This is a genomic window from Paracoccus tegillarcae, assembly GCF_002847305.1.
GTDB lineage: Bacteria > Pseudomonadota > Alphaproteobacteria > Rhodobacterales > Rhodobacteraceae > Paracoccus > Paracoccus tegillarcae.
In genome coordinates this window covers 3,162,147-3,175,257 of record NZ_CP025408.1, presented here as the reverse complement: position 1 = coordinate 3,175,257, position 13,111 = coordinate 3,162,147, and the positions used below count along the sequence as shown (strand labels likewise).

Annotated in this window: 17 protein-coding genes; 8 read left to right on the top strand and 9 right to left on the bottom strand. The window is 61.7% G+C overall.

What is annotated here, in order from left to right; genetic code table 11:
* Positions 1 to 27 precede the first annotated feature (27 nt).
* Genes CUV01_RS15495 through plsY form a run of 6 tightly spaced genes read left to right on the top strand, consistent with a single transcriptional unit; the run spans position 28 to position 4,229 of the window.
* Positions 28 to 1,008, top strand: a complete 981-nt coding sequence (locus CUV01_RS15495) for an aspartate carbamoyltransferase catalytic subunit (protein WP_101462155.1) — start codon at positions 28 to 30, stop codon at positions 1,006 to 1,008.
* On the top strand, positions 1,001 to 1,597 hold the full coding sequence (locus CUV01_RS15490) for a hypothetical protein (protein WP_101461259.1): 597 nt from the start codon (positions 1,001 to 1,003) through the stop codon (positions 1,595 to 1,597). Before CUV01_RS15495 ends, CUV01_RS15490 begins: the two co-directional genes overlap by 8 nt.
* Positions 1,590 to 2,027 (top strand): hypothetical protein, encoded by a 438-nt coding sequence (locus tag CUV01_RS15485; protein WP_101461258.1) that lies wholly within the window; start codon positions 1,590 to 1,592, stop codon positions 2,025 to 2,027. The genes CUV01_RS15490 and CUV01_RS15485 overlap by 8 nt, the downstream gene beginning before the upstream one ends.
* Positions 2,024 to 2,389, top strand: a complete 366-nt coding sequence (locus tag CUV01_RS15480) for a hypothetical protein (RefSeq protein WP_101461257.1) — start codon at positions 2,024 to 2,026, stop codon at positions 2,387 to 2,389. Before CUV01_RS15485 ends, CUV01_RS15480 begins: the two co-directional genes overlap by 4 nt.
* Positions 2,386 to 3,645, top strand: coding sequence for a dihydroorotase (gene pyrC, locus CUV01_RS15475; protein WP_101461256.1), 1,260 nt, complete (start codon positions 2,386 to 2,388; stop codon positions 3,643 to 3,645). The genes CUV01_RS15480 and pyrC overlap by 4 nt, the downstream gene beginning before the upstream one ends.
* A complete protein-coding gene (plsY, locus tag CUV01_RS15470) occupies positions 3,642 to 4,229 on the top strand; it encodes a glycerol-3-phosphate 1-O-acyltransferase PlsY (RefSeq protein WP_101461255.1) in 588 nt (195 codons plus the stop codon). Before pyrC ends, plsY begins: the two co-directional genes overlap by 4 nt.
* A gap of 99 nt (positions 4,230 to 4,328) precedes the next feature.
* Here the strand turns inward: plsY and CUV01_RS15465 are convergent, their stop codons facing one another.
* Together CUV01_RS15465 and CUV01_RS19725 are read right to left on the bottom strand one after the other, a co-directional pair.
* On the bottom strand, positions 4,329 to 5,021 hold the full coding sequence (locus CUV01_RS15465) for an acyl-homoserine-lactone synthase (protein ID WP_101461254.1): 693 nt from the start codon (positions 5,019 to 5,021) through the stop codon (positions 4,329 to 4,331).
* Positions 4,993 to 5,214, bottom strand: a complete 222-nt coding sequence (locus CUV01_RS19725; protein ID WP_157994880.1) for a hypothetical protein — start codon at positions 5,212 to 5,214, stop codon at positions 4,993 to 4,995. Before CUV01_RS19725 ends, CUV01_RS15465 begins: the two co-directional genes overlap by 29 nt.
* A 157-nt stretch (positions 5,215 to 5,371) precedes the next feature.
* Between CUV01_RS19725 and CUV01_RS15455 the strand changes: the two genes are divergently transcribed.
* Positions 5,372 to 5,992: a helix-turn-helix transcriptional regulator gene (locus CUV01_RS15455; protein ID WP_101461252.1), complete on the top strand. Its 621-nt coding sequence runs from the start codon at positions 5,372 to 5,374 to the stop codon at positions 5,990 to 5,992.
* Between the two features lie 30 nt (positions 5,993 to 6,022).
* On the opposite strand, the gene CUV01_RS15450 is transcribed toward CUV01_RS15455, so the two are convergent.
* The 3 genes from CUV01_RS15450 to CUV01_RS15440 form a co-directional block, all read right to left on the bottom strand.
* A complete protein-coding gene (locus tag CUV01_RS15450; protein ID WP_232962775.1) occupies positions 6,023 to 6,466 on the bottom strand; it encodes a hypothetical protein in 444 nt (147 codons plus the stop codon).
* Between the two features lie 299 nt (positions 6,467 to 6,765).
* Positions 6,766 to 7,497: a MipA/OmpV family protein gene (locus CUV01_RS15445; protein WP_101461250.1), complete on the bottom strand. Its 732-nt coding sequence runs from the start codon at positions 7,495 to 7,497 to the stop codon at positions 6,766 to 6,768.
* Between the two features lie 82 nt (positions 7,498 to 7,579).
* Entirely contained in the window at positions 7,580 to 9,436 is a 1,857-nt protein-coding gene (locus tag CUV01_RS15440; RefSeq protein WP_101462154.1) for an ABC-F family ATP-binding cassette domain-containing protein, read from the bottom strand.
* A 9-nt stretch (positions 9,437 to 9,445) separates the two neighbouring features.
* On the opposite strand from CUV01_RS15440, the gene CUV01_RS15435 reads away from it, so the two are divergent.
* Positions 9,446 to 9,760, top strand: coding sequence for a hypothetical protein (locus CUV01_RS15435; protein ID WP_101461249.1), 315 nt, complete (start codon positions 9,446 to 9,448; stop codon positions 9,758 to 9,760).
* On the opposite strand, the gene CUV01_RS15430 is transcribed toward CUV01_RS15435, so the two are convergent.
* The 4 genes from CUV01_RS15430 to CUV01_RS15415 all read right to left on the bottom strand — a co-directional run bounded on the left by CUV01_RS15430 (position 9,757) and on the right by CUV01_RS15415 (position 13,111).
* Complete coding sequence (locus tag CUV01_RS15430; protein ID WP_101461248.1) at positions 9,757 to 10,215, bottom strand: MarR family winged helix-turn-helix transcriptional regulator; 459 nt, start codon at positions 10,213 to 10,215, stop codon at positions 9,757 to 9,759. The genes CUV01_RS15435 and CUV01_RS15430 overlap by 4 nt on opposite strands.
* On the bottom strand, positions 10,215 to 11,531 hold the full coding sequence (locus CUV01_RS15425; RefSeq protein ID WP_101461247.1) for a TRAP transporter large permease: 1,317 nt from the start codon (positions 11,529 to 11,531) through the stop codon (positions 10,215 to 10,217). The genes CUV01_RS15430 and CUV01_RS15425 overlap by 1 nt, the downstream gene beginning before the upstream one ends.
* Positions 11,528 to 11,992, bottom strand: a complete 465-nt coding sequence (locus CUV01_RS15420; RefSeq protein WP_157994879.1) for a TRAP transporter small permease — start codon at positions 11,990 to 11,992, stop codon at positions 11,528 to 11,530. Before CUV01_RS15420 ends, CUV01_RS15425 begins: the two co-directional genes overlap by 4 nt.
* Before the next feature lie 84 nt (positions 11,993 to 12,076).
* Positions 12,077 to 13,111, bottom strand: coding sequence for a TRAP transporter substrate-binding protein (locus tag CUV01_RS15415; protein WP_101461245.1), 1,035 nt, complete (start codon positions 13,109 to 13,111; stop codon positions 12,077 to 12,079).

Below are 13,111 nucleotides of genomic sequence, written 5' to 3'. Positions count from 1 at the left end.
CGGCCCGACGACTACCCGGAGCCGGCCATGACCTTTCGCGCCCGCCATCTGCTTGGCATCGAACAGCTTGCCCCGTCAGAGATCACGACCCTGCTTGATCAGGCCGAATCCTATGTCGAACTGAACCAGCGCACCGTGAAACACGCCGACGCGCTGGCCGGCATGACCCAGATCAACATGTTCTTCGAAAACTCGACCCGCACCCAGGCCAGCTTCGAGTTGGCGGGCAAGCGGCTTGGTGCCGATGTGATGAACATGTCGGTGGCCCATTCCAGCGTGAAAAAGGGCGAAACACTGATCGACACGGCGCTGACACTGAACGCCATGCATCCCGACCTGCTGATCGTGCGGCATCCCCATTCCGGCGCGGTCAATCTGCTGGCGGAAAAGGTGAACTGCGCCGTCATCAACGCGGGCGACGGGCGGCACGAACACCCCACACAGGCGCTGCTGGATGCGCTGACGATCCGCCGTGCCAAGGGCCGGCTGCACCGCCTGACCATCGCGATTTGCGGCGATATTGCCCATAGCCGCGTGGCGCGCTCGAACCTGATCCTGCTGGGCAAGATGGAAAACCGTCTGCGCCTGATCGGGCCGCGCACCCTGATGCCTGCGGGCGTCGCTGATCTGGGCTGCGAGGTCTACGAGGACATGCACGAGGGGCTGAAGGGCGCCGATGTCGTGATGATGCTGCGGCTGCAGCGCGAGCGTATGGATGGCGGCTTTATCCCGTCGGAACGCGAATATTTCCACCGTTGGGGTCTGGATCCGGAAAAGCTGGCACTGGCCAAGCCCGATGCCATCGTCATGCATCCCGGCCCGATGAATCGCGGCGTGGAAATCGACGGCACCATTGCCGATGATATCAACCGATCCGTGATTCAGGATCAGGTCGAGATGGGCGTCGCTGTGCGGATGGCCGCGATGGATCTTCTGGCGCGCAATCTGCGGGCGGAACGCGGTCGCGCGCTGGCCGGACCGGGGCTGTGGGATGGCGATCATGGCTAGACCCGTCGCCGGCGCAGGCTGCGCCCTGTCAGAAACACAGATGCGGGCGCTTTGGGAACCCGAAGAAAAGCTGATCTGGCAAGGCTGGCCAGACAGCCATGCAGCGCCTCGGCACGAAAGCGGCTTTTGGCTGTTATTCGGCAGCATCTGGGTAGCTGTCGGCGCGGTTTTTACGATGGTCGGCTACAGCGTCACCGCCAGCGAACCGGGCATGGGTATGATATTCCTTGCTCTGGGAATCGTCCTGCTATGCGGCGGCGTCGGCGCAATCACCCTGCCCCTTATCCTCTACCGGCGGCGATCACGGGCCACACATTCCCTGCTGACCAACCGCCGGGCCATCGTGATGGACCCTGAGCTGCGGAGCTTTCCGATCACGCCCTCGATGAAAGTGGATGACCAACCAGCCAAAGGCAGACGCGCCGGATCGGTTTTCTTCGGCACGGTCTCCACCTCTTACACGAACAACGAGAAACCGGTAATCCGTCCGGTCGGCTTTACCCGGATCACCGAGGCCCCCGAGGTTGTGCAGGCCATCCGCGCCCTGCAAGAAAAGATGCGCAAGATGCCCGAGGCCGCCCATGTCTGAGACCCGTCCCCCGCTGCAACAAGGCGAAACCGTCCAGCGCATTATCCGCAGCAGCGATGCGACCATTCTGCGATCAGCCGGTCTGGCCACGCTGCTGGCCGGGCTGTTGTTTCTGATGATCGCCTATGGCGAGGCCGGCTTCGACTGGACCCGCTTTCTGATTTCGGTGGCGCTGTTCGGGCTGGTCATTCTGGGCGCGGGAATGGCGATGGACCGCGGCCGCGAATGGGTGCTGACTGACCGCCGAATTATCGACCCGCGTGGCCGTAGCCTAGACCTCAACCCCGATCTTCGCATCCGCAGGCTGATCTATGCGCTCAAGCTCAGCCATCGCGGCCGCCCCGCCATCACCATCCGTGGGGCACCGGATCTGGGCGATATCAGCCGCACGATCCGCAGCATCGCCTGGACACCGCGAGGTCTGGAATGACCGTCGCACGGGATGACTGGGGAACGCTGCTGGAGAAAGACGAGCAGATCCATGGGCAAGGATGTCCGGCAGCACGACCGCGACTGAAAATCAGTGATGCACTCATTATAGTGGGCGCGATCGCCGTATTTTTTGTTTTCTTCACGCCATTTGGCAACGCGCCATCGCATAGCTCGGGGTTTTCGTCGTTCTTGTCCTGGCTCATCATGGGGACGGTCTTGCTCGCGCTATCGCGCCCGCTGGTGGCCTGGTTTTTGCATGCACACAGCGAATACAGCCATGCGAACCACCGCGCGTTCACAGGCCGCGACGCCACTACGGTTTACGCGAAGATGACACAATTGCGGAAGGATGCCGCATGATCCATTTCCAGAATGCCCGCCTGATCGACCCCGAGGCACAGACAGACAGCATCGGGTCGCTGACCGTGCAAGACGGCCAGATTGCGTCCCGCGACGGCGAAACGCCCAAGGATGCAACGGTGATCGACTGCAAGGGCAAGGCACTGGCGCCCGGCATCGTGGACTGGGGCGTCAAGATCGGTGAGCCGGGCGAGCGGCACAAGGAAAGCTTTCGCTCGGCGGGCATGGCGGCGGCGGCGGGCGGCGTGACAACCATCATCGCCCGTCCCGATACCCTGCCGCCCATCGATACGCCCGAAGCACTGGAATTCGTGACCCGCCGCGCAAGCGATGCGCCCATCAACATCCATCATATGGCCGCACTGACCAAGGGCCGCGAAGGACGCGAGATGGTCGAGATCGGCTTTCTCACCGATCTGGGGGCCGTGGCGTTCACCGATGGCGTGCGCGTTGTCACCGACACCAAGGTGCTTGGCCGCTGTATGAGCTATGCGCGCGGGATTGGTGCGCTGATCGTGGGCCATCCGCAGGATGCGGCCTTGTCCAAGGGCGCTGCCGCGACCAAGGGAAAATTTGCCAGCCTGTACGGGATCCCGGACGTGTCGCCCACGGCCGAGGTCATGGGATTGAACCGTGATCTGGCGCTGGTCGAAATGACCGGCTGCCGCTGGCATGCCGATCAGATCACCACAGCCGCCGCCCTGCCCGCGCTACGCCGGGCGCGCAAGGCCGGGCTGGACGTCACTGCGGGCACCTCGATCCACCATCTGACGCTGAACGAATTCGACGTGGGCGATTACCGGACCTTCTTTCGCTTTACCCCACCCTTGCGATCCGAGGATGACCGCATGGCCATGGTGCAGGCCGTCGCGGATGGCGAGATCGACGTGATCGCCTCTTTCCATACACCGCAGGACGAAGAATCCAAACGGCTGCCCTTTGAGGTCGCGGCACCTGGCGCTGTCGGGCTGCAAACGCTGCTGCCGGCGGCGATGCGTCTGCATCACGGTGGCGGCCTGTCCCTGCCCCAATTGTGGCGCGCGATGTCGCTGAACCCCGCACAGCGGCTTGGGCTGCCCGTGGGACGTCTGGCGACCGGTGCGCCTGCCGATCTGGTGCTCTTCGATCCGGATGCGCCCTTTGTGATGGACCGGTTCAGCCTGCTGTCGAAATCCAAGAACACCCCCTTTGACGGCGCCAGAATGCAGGGCAAAGTGCTGGGAAGCTGGGTCGCGGGCGAAAGGGTATTCGGATGATCGCGCTGATCTGGGCCGCTATCGGCTATCTTCTGGGCTCGATCCCCTTTGGCATGGTCATTGCCCGCGCAATGGGTCTGGGCGACCTGCGCCAGATCGGATCGGGCAATATCGGGGCCACGAATGTCCTGCGCACCGGAAACAAGCCGGCGGCGTTGGCAACCCTGTTGCTGGATGCGGGCAAGGGCGCGATCGCAGTGCTGCTGGCGCGTTATTTCGTCGGGGAGTCAGCGGCAATCGTTGCCGCCGGCGCGGCCTTTCTGGGCCATTGCTTTCCCGTCTGGCTGAATTTCAAGGGCGGCAAAGGGGTCGCGACCTTTCTGGGCACGCTGATCGCGCTGGACTGGCGGATGGGATTGATGGCCTGCGCAGTCTGGCTGCTGGTGGCGCTGATCGCCCGCATCAGTTCGCTGTCCGCACTGATCGCAGCGGCAACCGCCCCAATCTTTGCCTGGGCGCTTGGGCGTACCGACCTGATTCTGGTGTCGCTGTTCATGGCGGTGCTGATCTTCATCCGTCACCAGGCGAACATCGCTCGGCTGCTGGACGGGACCGAGCCGCGAATAGGCGGCAAGAAGAAATAGCCCCGGCATCTGCGTAGCGTATATTTGCCCTGATGCCGGGGCTGGGGGAAAACGCGAGCGGCTGTGCGACATGCCCAACCCGCTCGCGTCCGTTAGCGTTCAGAAGGCCGGAACCGGCTGCATCCCACGCTCCAGCGCCGAGCTATCGATCGCGGTCGCAACGGGCCGCACCGGCACCTCGATAACCTGAAAGCGTCCATCAGCATTGCCGCAGACCGGACCAAGCGGCCGCGCCGGCCAACTTAGCCTGCGCGCCATCCGCAGAAAGGCAGGGGAACCGAGGAACAGACAGTTCGCGGCGCCCTGGCTCAGCAGGAACAGGTTGACCTCTTCCAGCATACGCTCGGTCACGGCCTTGGGTCCGTTCACGATCATCCGTGTCAATTCCCACGACCGCGCATCCTGTGGCGGCAGTTCATGACAAAGGTTGTCGGGCAGCCCCTCCAGATGGCCAAGGCAGGCATCCCTGATCATGTAGGAATAACTGAGGCGACCCTGGCAACTGAAGTGATCGGTGCGACGCAGACGCGCGCCACCAACCACTTCATCTCCGTGCAAACAGATCACATAGGTCGTGTCGAGCGAATCATACTGTTCGAACTCGACCTCTTCTGCATAGAAAAGTGGCCATTCAAGCCGGTCGACAAAGACTTGTTTGCGTAATTTCAAGTACTCGTTAACAAGATACCAGGATGAAACTCCGTCCGGAAGTCGGACTATCTTGATGGTATATTCCGGGGATGAGTCTGAGTTGAGTTTCCACTCAGTTGGGAAGTGATTCTCGAGCAGCATGGTCGGGCATTTCCTTAGTTGCACCAATAAAAAGCCGCACGCCCTCTGCAGTTACCGCCCAAACCCCCCATTCGCGGAGTTCCAGCGTGACCGGATGGTCGCTTTCGCGCACCTCGAACATCAAAAGCAGATTCCTTACCATCTCGATGGTAAGATCCGTCTTTGCAACAAGCGGCAGGTAGCCAGCGGTCACCCTGTCAGATATGCAATCCATAACACCCCCAATGGTCCGCTTTTTAATGCGGTGATTGAACCGTATCTGATACAATTTCTGATTGACAGATCCCTGTCTAATTAGACAGGCTGTTTGGCCAGACGATAAGGACAGATTACAGTGAACGGGTTAAGATATGCTTGAAGCCATCATACCAAACCACGAGGAAGAGCTGGCCGAGATCTCGGCGCTCGCGCTGACCGGCTATGTCATGGGCTTTGGGCTACGTTTTGGCCGCCCGGATCTCATCATAAACCGCTATCCAGCAAGGTGGACGCAGAAATACGAGGAAGAAAATTACTTCTTCCGCGATCCTCTGGCGGTCTGGACCATGGCGCGCGTCGGCAAGACCCGCTGGTCCGAGGTCAGCATCCCCGATCCCTTCGATGTCCTGAACGAAGCGGCCAAATTCGGCCTGAAATACGGTGCCACATTCGTGTCCAAGGTGGATCGCAAGCGATCCTTCATGTCGATGGCGCGACCCGATCGCGAATTTACCGACGCCGAAATGACCATGCTCAGCGTCAAGCTGGACCTCTGGGCGCATCTGTTCGCGCGCAGCCACGTTGCCCTGTCCGAAAAAGAGGTCGAGGCACTGCGGATGTTGCGCGACGGCCTGACCCATCACGAGGCCAGTGAAAAGCTGGATATCAGCGTGTCTGCGCTGAAGTTGCGCCTGTCGGGGGCGCAGAAAAAGCTGGGCTGCCGCAATACCATGACCGCCGTCGTCAAGGCTGTGCGCGAGGGGCTGATCTGAACGCACACCGGGACAGCTGCGCAGCTTGGCTCAGGCCGCGTCAGCTACTTCATACGGCAGGTAGCCGATAAATCCGGCGATCTTCCAGCGGGCCTGATCGCGCCGGCAGACATAGAGGGTCTGCCAGTTCATCCGTTCAGCGCTGCCATCCGCCCCGGCCAGTTCGCCATCGAATTTCTTGCGGACCAGCGCCGCATCGCCGTCGATATCGATCTCTTCCAGCCGGGTGGCAGCAAAGATCGCCGATCGCGGATCGCCTGCATAGTCACCCGCATCGCGCGCCGCGCCGAACTGCCGCGCCTGGCGCAGCCATTCATCGCAATAGGCCTGCAAAGTGGGAAAGGCCAAAGAGTAGGCCTGAGGATCAGACTGAAAATGCGCACTGAATCCGGTAAAGTTGGCCTCGAGAAAATCGCCGTGAATTGCGTTCCAGTCAGCGCGCAGGAAGGCACCGATGTCACGGGTCACCAGCATGTCCCAGATGACGTGCCGGTCCGCGTCGCCTGGCGCAAACGGGTTTTTGAACGGGTCGCGTTCCGGGCTTTGCGGGCACATTTTCTGAAACACACATCTATAAGGGGGCAGAAACTACAGGTTTCTATGGCTATCGCGCAGCCTTGTCACGACGTCAGAAAAACCTGTGCATATTTCCTGCCAGACTGACCCCGAACGTGGCCGAGGGAAATGTGCCGCCATCCGTCCCTTCAATCGCGTCACCGCGCAATTCACCCTATCGGCGGATGTGCTGTCGGGACGGCGCAGTAGCGCAGGCCTCAGAAGCCGAAGCTGAAATTCCGCACGATACCCAGACGAACCGCAGGCTGGTCACGATCCTGAACCAGCGGGCTGTCGGCTGCGTCGCCGACGATGCGGCCATATTCAACCTCACCCAGCAGCGCGGTGTTGTCGTTGATTGCGTAGCGTGCTTCCAGCTTGGCCGCGACCTTGTTGACGCCGCCGCCCAGATCATAAGCCGGATAACCGCTGCCGGCCGCATCCGCGGTGCTGACGCCGAAATAGGTCAGGTTATAATCGCCATCGCCGTAACCGGCCTCTAGCCCCGACCACAAGCTCAGACGGTCGCTGGCATCGGTCCGGTATTTGACACCGACCTCACCCGTCAGCCCGTCGTGACCACCGAAACCCTTGCGCAGGCTGGCATAGCCAGTCACCGGTCCAGACGCATAGCTGAAGCGCGCACCCAGTTCATAAGCCCGATCAATGGTTTCCAGACCGGCAAGCGATTGGTCATCATCGACGCTGCGCTCACCAACCACGCCGAATGAGGGCGAAATCGAAAATCCGTCGGCGCGCACGCCGCTGGTGCCCGGTCGGGACCAGCCGGCATTGCGCCACAACAGCCACGGCGCTGCCTCGGTCTCATCCGAACCGGGATAGGTCGGGGCAACGGCAACACCCAGCCCGATATCAGCCGAAAACACCCGACCTTGCGCATGGGCAGAGACCGGCGCGATGGCCAACAGGGCGACAAGCAGATGTTTCATGGGCAATCCTTGGGCACGGATAGAAGTATACTCATCTTTGAGTTGCAGATTCGCAAGCAAGCAAATGATTAAATGCCCTTTATCAATCGCTCTTGGCGGTCTCTAGGTCTTCCAGCGCCTTGATCCAGATATCCTCGGCCCGTGACATAGCGGCCACGGCCTCGGCGTGTTTGCGGCGCCATTTCTTGGCCTCGAGCGGCTGATGATAAAGGGCGGGGTCGGCCAGCTTGCTGTCCAGCTTGGCCAGCATATCGGTCAATTTGGTGACACGCTCTTCGGCGCGACGGGCCTCGGCCCGCAAACCCGGCATCGCATCACGCGGCGGGCGCTTGGGCGCGGGTTTTGCAGCCGGTTTCGGCTCTGGCTTGGTGACCGGTTGATCGCCCTGCAACAGGAAACGGCGGTAATCGTCCAGATCGCCCTGCCAGGGACTGACGGCGCCATCCTTGACCAGCCACAATCTGTCAGCGACCAAGCCCAGCAAGTGCATGTCGTGGCTGACCAGCACCACGGCGCCGGTATAATCGTTCAGCGCCTCGGTCAGTGCCTCGCGGCTCTCAATATCCAGATGGTTGGTCGGCTCGTCGAGGATCAGGATATGCGGCGCGTCGATGGTGGCGATCAGCAGGCTCAGCCGCGCCTTTTGTCCGCCCGACAGCAGCCCCACCTTGGTCTTGGCCTGCGCCTCCATCAGCCCAAATCCCGCCAGTCGCGCCCGCAGTTTGGACGGCGCCTCGTCGGGCCGCAGATGGTGGATGTGGTCCAGCGGCGTTTCGTCCAGTTGCAGCTCGTCCACCTGATGCTGGGCGAAATAGCCGACACGCAGCTTGCTGGACCGCGTCAGCTTGCCCTCCATCACCGGCAGGCGTTCGGCCAGCAGTTTCGACAGCGTGGATTTGCCCTGCCCGTTCCGGCCCAGCAAGGCGATGCGGTCGTCCTGATCGATACGCAGATCCAGCCGCCGCAGTACCGCGCGATCGCCATAGCCGACCGAGACCCCTTCGGTCGCAACGATCGGGGGAGACAATTCCTCGGGCTGCGGAAACCCGAAGCGATGGAATTTTGCCTCTTCGGGCGAGGTGATCGGCGTCATTTTTTCCAGCATCTTCACGCGCGATTGCGCCTGACGCGCCTTGCTTGCCTTGGCGCGGAAACGATCGACAAAGCTTTGCAGATGCGCGCGCCGGTCGGCCTGTTTCTTGGCCGCTGCCGCCTGCAACGCACGCCGTTCTGCCCGCAGCTTGGCAAAATCGTCATAGCCGCCGGTATAGAGCGTCAGCCCCCGATCTTCGACATGCAGGATATGGCCCACGGCGCGGTTCAGCAGGTCGCGATCATGGCTGATGACGATGACCGTATGCGGATAACGCGCCAGATATGTTTCCAGCCACAGCGCGCCTTCCAGATCCAGATAGTTGGTCGGTTCGTCCAGCAACAACAGATCGGGTTGCGACAACAACACGCCCGCCAGCGCAATACGCATCCGCCAGCCGCCTGAGAAATCAGCCGAGGGCCTCGCCTGATCGTCATTGGAAAAGCCCAGACCGTCGAGGATCGAGGCCGCTCGCGCCTCGGCCGACCAGGCGTCGATATCGGTCAGACGCGTCTGGATATCGGCGATGCGCTGCGGATCGGTCGCGGTCTCACTTTCCGCCAAGAGGGCGGCGCGTTCCTCGTCGGCCTCGAGCACCGTGTCCAGCACGGAGGTCGCGGTGCCCGGCGCCTCTTGGGCCACGCCGCCGATGCGGGCGCGCGACGGCAGGCTGATCTCGCCGCCATCCAGCGCCAATTCGCCCCGGATCAGCTTGAACAGCGTGGTCTTGCCCGCCCCATTGGGACCGACAAGCCCAACCTTGTGCCCGGTGGGAATGGAAACAGAGGCGCCCTCGAACAAAGGGCGGCCCTGAATGGAATAGGATATGTCATCAATGCGCAGCATGGGCGCGGCATGGCCCAAGCACCGCGTCGCGTCAATGGGCAGAAGCCTGCGCCGCGGCGTGAAATCATCAACCTCGGCCGCAAGCAGGATGCAGAAACGCAGGAAGTCGGCGCCGCATCCGATTATTGCAGGATTTTCGAGTTGACTGCCGTTGTATCACATGGCGGCATCAGCGCGCTGATCAGGGCCGAGAACGCGATGGTGGGAACCTACGATATCGCGGCATGTCGCCACGACCTTGAGGCCCGAGACAATCCGTCAGACTGGCACGCTCTGCCTGCACCGTTTCCGATCTGGCAGCGCCATGATCAGACGGTCGCCTAGCCGTCGGTATCCTCCGCCTCTGCGGCCTGGCCCTTGCCCAATGCGACGGCCAGTGCAGCCACGCCCTGCTGTAACGCGGCACGATCCGCCGTGGACAGATGCGACAGCATTTCCTCGGCCCTTGCCCGCACTCTGGGCAGGGCCTTGTCGAACAGGCGTTTGCCCGCCTCGGTGCAGGTATATTCGCGTAACCGTCGGTCCTGAATGGGCACATCACGGGTGATCAGCCGCTTTTTCTCGAGCCTCTGAGAGGCGCGGCTGACCTGGACCTTGTCCAGTGTCGTCCGCCGCGCCAGATCGCTGGATGTCAGCCGCCCTGCCCGTGCGAGCAGGAACAGCAGCCGCCATTCTTCGCGGTTGAGCCCGAATTCATTCACATAAACATCAGCCAGATTGCGCGAGAACGTCTCGGAGGCGACGGCCAGACGATAGGGAAAGAACTCGTCCAACTGCATCACATCAACCCCACCAGCCACAGCGACAGCCAAGGCACCAGCAAGAGCAATGTCAGCCGCACGATATCTGCGATCCAGAAGGGCAGCACCCCGCGGAAAACCGTCGACAGCGACACGTCCTTCAAGACACCCTTGAGCACGAACACATTCATCCCGACCGGCGGTGTGATCAGACTGATCTCGGTCGCGACGACGACGACGATGGCGAACCAGATCAGCGCATATTCAGGGTTCTGAAGCAGCTCGTTCTCGAAGGGCAACTGATACATCAGCGGATAAAAGACCGGCACGGTCAGCAGCACCATGGACAGGCTTTCCAGCACGCAGCCCAGGATCAGATAGACCAGCATGATGAAAGCCATCACCATCCAGACCGGCATTTCGTGATCCAGAACGATGCTGGACAACGCATCAGGAAGGCCAGCGAAGTTTATGAAATTGGTGAACAGTTCAGCGCCGATGATGACCGCGAAAATCATCGCCGTGGCCCGGATCGTATCCAGAGCCGCAGCGCGGAAATCCTGCCATTTCATCATCCGCATTCCCACCGCGATCAGGATAGATGCACCCGCGCCCATGCCCGCAGCCTCGGTCGGCGTGAAGAAATCTCCATAGATGCCCACCATGATGAACAGAAACAGGCCCAGCACGCAGATCACGCCGATACGGTCCGTGCGGCTCATCGGTTCGCGGTCTTCGCGTTCAGGCGCCAGCGAAGGGTTCACCGCAACCGCGAGTTTGACCGCCGCCAGATAGAGTAGGATGCCAAGAATGCCGGGCACCACGCCTGCGACGAACAGCTTCGCGATATCGGTCTCGGTCAGCAGCCCATAGATGATCAGGATCACGCTTGGCGGGATCAGGATGCCAAGGGTACCGCCTGCCGCGATGGACCCCGTGGCCAGCCGGTCATCATAGCCAAAGCGCCGCATCGAGGGCATCGCGACCTTGGACATGGTCGCTGCCGTGGCCAGCGACGATCCGCAAACCGCCGAGAATGCACCGCAAGACAGGACCGAGGCCAGCGCCAGACCGCCGCGCGTGCGGCCAAAGAGACGGTTCGCACCGGCGAACAGGCCGTGCGCCACGCCCGAGGCAGCAAGGACATTGCCCATGAAGATAAACAGCGGAATGACCGACAGGCTGTAGGACAGCGCCGTGTCAAAGACGACTGTGCCCGTCATCGACCATGCCGGCTGCCAGCCGCGCAAAAGGGCAAAGCCTATGCCGCCAACGGCGGCCATGGCAAAAGCGATGGGAACCCGCAGCAACAATAGAAACAGCAGGACGCCAAAGCCGATCAGCGACTCTGTCATGGGGTGGTCTCCTTGCCCGGCACCGGGTCTGTAAGCGATGGGACAAAGGCGCGATACAGCATGATCGCGGCGCTGAGCAGGCAGGAAAGGCTGGCAAAGAACCCAAGCGGCGCCATCGACAGGCCAAGCGCGTTCGTCACCGCGCCGTCATGCAGCAACTGCACGGCATAAATCCAAAGCCGCCAGGAAAAGGTCGCCAGCAGCGCGGCAGAGAACAGGCCGCCAAACCGGGTCAGCAGCCGCCCAAAGCCCTCGCCGATGAACGAGGCCAGCAGATCGACCTCGACATGCTCACTGCGCTCGCTTGTCAGTGGCAGCGCAGCAAAGACCAGCGCGGCCACCAGAATTTCGGTCATCTCGAACGCGCCGGTCAGCGGCGCTGACAAGATATAGCGCCCGATCACGTCGATGCAGGTGATCAGCACCAACGCCATCAGGATCAGCCCGGCGGCGATGCCCAAAGAGGCCTCGAGCCAGCGCTGTAACGTCTGCCCCCTCGACCGAGGGGGCAGCGCATTGTTTGTTGTGTCAGGGCGATCCATGGATCAGAACGAAACGCCGGTTGCAGCCCGCAGGTCGGACAGCGCGGCAGCGCCGTCATAACCGCCCTCTGCGATCGCATCGGCCCATGCCTTTTCGTACTTTTCCGCATCTGTCTTGATCTCTTCCAGCAGGGCATCGGGCGCCGGCGCGATCTGGATGCCAGCTTCGCTGATCTTGTCCATCGCGGCCGCATCGGCGTCATTCCAGGCCGTGCCCACGAGTTCGGCAAATGCCTCGCCCGAGATACCTTCGATCGCCGCCTGATCTTCTGGCGAAATTTCGCCCCACTTGGCCTCATTCATGACCAGGAACCAGGTGGTGTTATACAGCCCGCCCGGCACCGTCATGCCGAATTTCAGATCATCGGTCAGATTGAACGCCGTCAGCGCCTCGTAGGTGAAGGTCACCCCGTCGATCACGCCGCGCGACAGTTTTTCATAGACCTCGGGCGAGGACATGAACAAGGTCTCGGCGCCCAGATCCGACATCAGATCAGCGATATAGCCGCCGGGAACACGGATCTTCTGACCGGCAATGTCGTCCTTGGTTTCGGCCTGACGCTGATTGCTCCACAGCACACCGGGGCCATGGACAAAAAGGCCCAGCAGCTTGGTGCCCTCATGTTCCTGCTGCGCCTCCAGCGGGCCGGAATAGATGTTCCAGAACGCCTGCGAGCTGGTGACCGCATCATCGCCGATGAAGGAAAACTGACCAATGCGCGAGCGGGTGAACCTGTCATCGGTGGTAAAGGAATGCAGGCCATAGGTGATGTCGGCCACGCCGTCCTTCGCCATGTCGAAATGCGCAGGCGGCTCACCCAGAGGCCGGGCCAGAATGCGCACGGTGACGCGCCCGTCGGTGACCTCTTCGACCTGCTCGGCCCAGTGTGTCATCGCGTTGACAACGATGGGATGGCGCGGCGGCAGCCAGCTGGACATCACCAGTTCTGTCTCGGCAAAGGCCGGAGCCGCCGTCAACGCGATGGCCGCCGTGGCCCCTGCAAGGCTGACGCGAAGGGCGTTTTTCAAGTGGATCAT

Bases quoted from the DNA above. Each gene is read 5' to 3' on its own strand.
- CUV01_RS15495 (WP_101462155.1), top strand. From the start codon at position 28: ATGACCTTTCGCGCCCGCCATCTGCTTGGCATCGAACAGCTTGCCCCG.
- CUV01_RS15490 (WP_101461259.1), top strand. From the start codon at position 1,001: ATGGCTAGACCCGTCGCCGGCGCAGGCTGCGCCCTGTCAGAAACACAG.
- CUV01_RS15485 (WP_101461258.1), top strand. From the start codon at position 1,590: ATGTCTGAGACCCGTCCCCCGCTGCAACAAGGCGAAACCGTCCAGCGC.
- CUV01_RS15480 (WP_101461257.1), top strand. From the start codon at position 2,024: ATGACCGTCGCACGGGATGACTGGGGAACGCTGCTGGAGAAAGACGAG.
- pyrC (WP_101461256.1), top strand. From the start codon at position 2,386: ATGATCCATTTCCAGAATGCCCGCCTGATCGACCCCGAGGCACAGACA.
- plsY (WP_101461255.1), top strand. From the start codon at position 3,642: ATGATCGCGCTGATCTGGGCCGCTATCGGCTATCTTCTGGGCTCGATC.
- CUV01_RS15465 (WP_101461254.1), bottom strand. From the start codon at position 5,021: ATGCTGCTCGAGAATCACTTCCCAACTGAGTGGAAACTCAACTCAGAC.
- CUV01_RS15455 (WP_101461252.1), top strand. From the start codon at position 5,372: ATGCTTGAAGCCATCATACCAAACCACGAGGAAGAGCTGGCCGAGATC.
- CUV01_RS15450 (WP_232962775.1), bottom strand. From the start codon at position 6,466: ATGCTGGTGACCCGTGACATCGGTGCCTTCCTGCGCGCTGACTGGAAC.
- CUV01_RS15445 (WP_101461250.1), bottom strand. From the start codon at position 7,497: ATGAAACATCTGCTTGTCGCCCTGTTGGCCATCGCGCCGGTCTCTGCC.
- CUV01_RS15440 (WP_101462154.1), bottom strand. From the start codon at position 9,436: ATGCTGCGCATTGATGACATATCCTATTCCATTCAGGGCCGCCCTTTG.
- CUV01_RS15435 (WP_101461249.1), top strand. From the start codon at position 9,446: ATGGCCCAAGCACCGCGTCGCGTCAATGGGCAGAAGCCTGCGCCGCGG.
- CUV01_RS15430 (WP_101461248.1), bottom strand. From the start codon at position 10,215: ATGCAGTTGGACGAGTTCTTTCCCTATCGTCTGGCCGTCGCCTCCGAG.
- CUV01_RS15425 (WP_101461247.1), bottom strand. From the start codon at position 11,531: ATGACAGAGTCGCTGATCGGCTTTGGCGTCCTGCTGTTTCTATTGTTG.
- CUV01_RS15415 (WP_101461245.1), bottom strand. From the start codon at position 13,111: ATGATCCACTTGAAAAACGCCCTTCGCGTCAGCCTTGCAGGGGCCACG.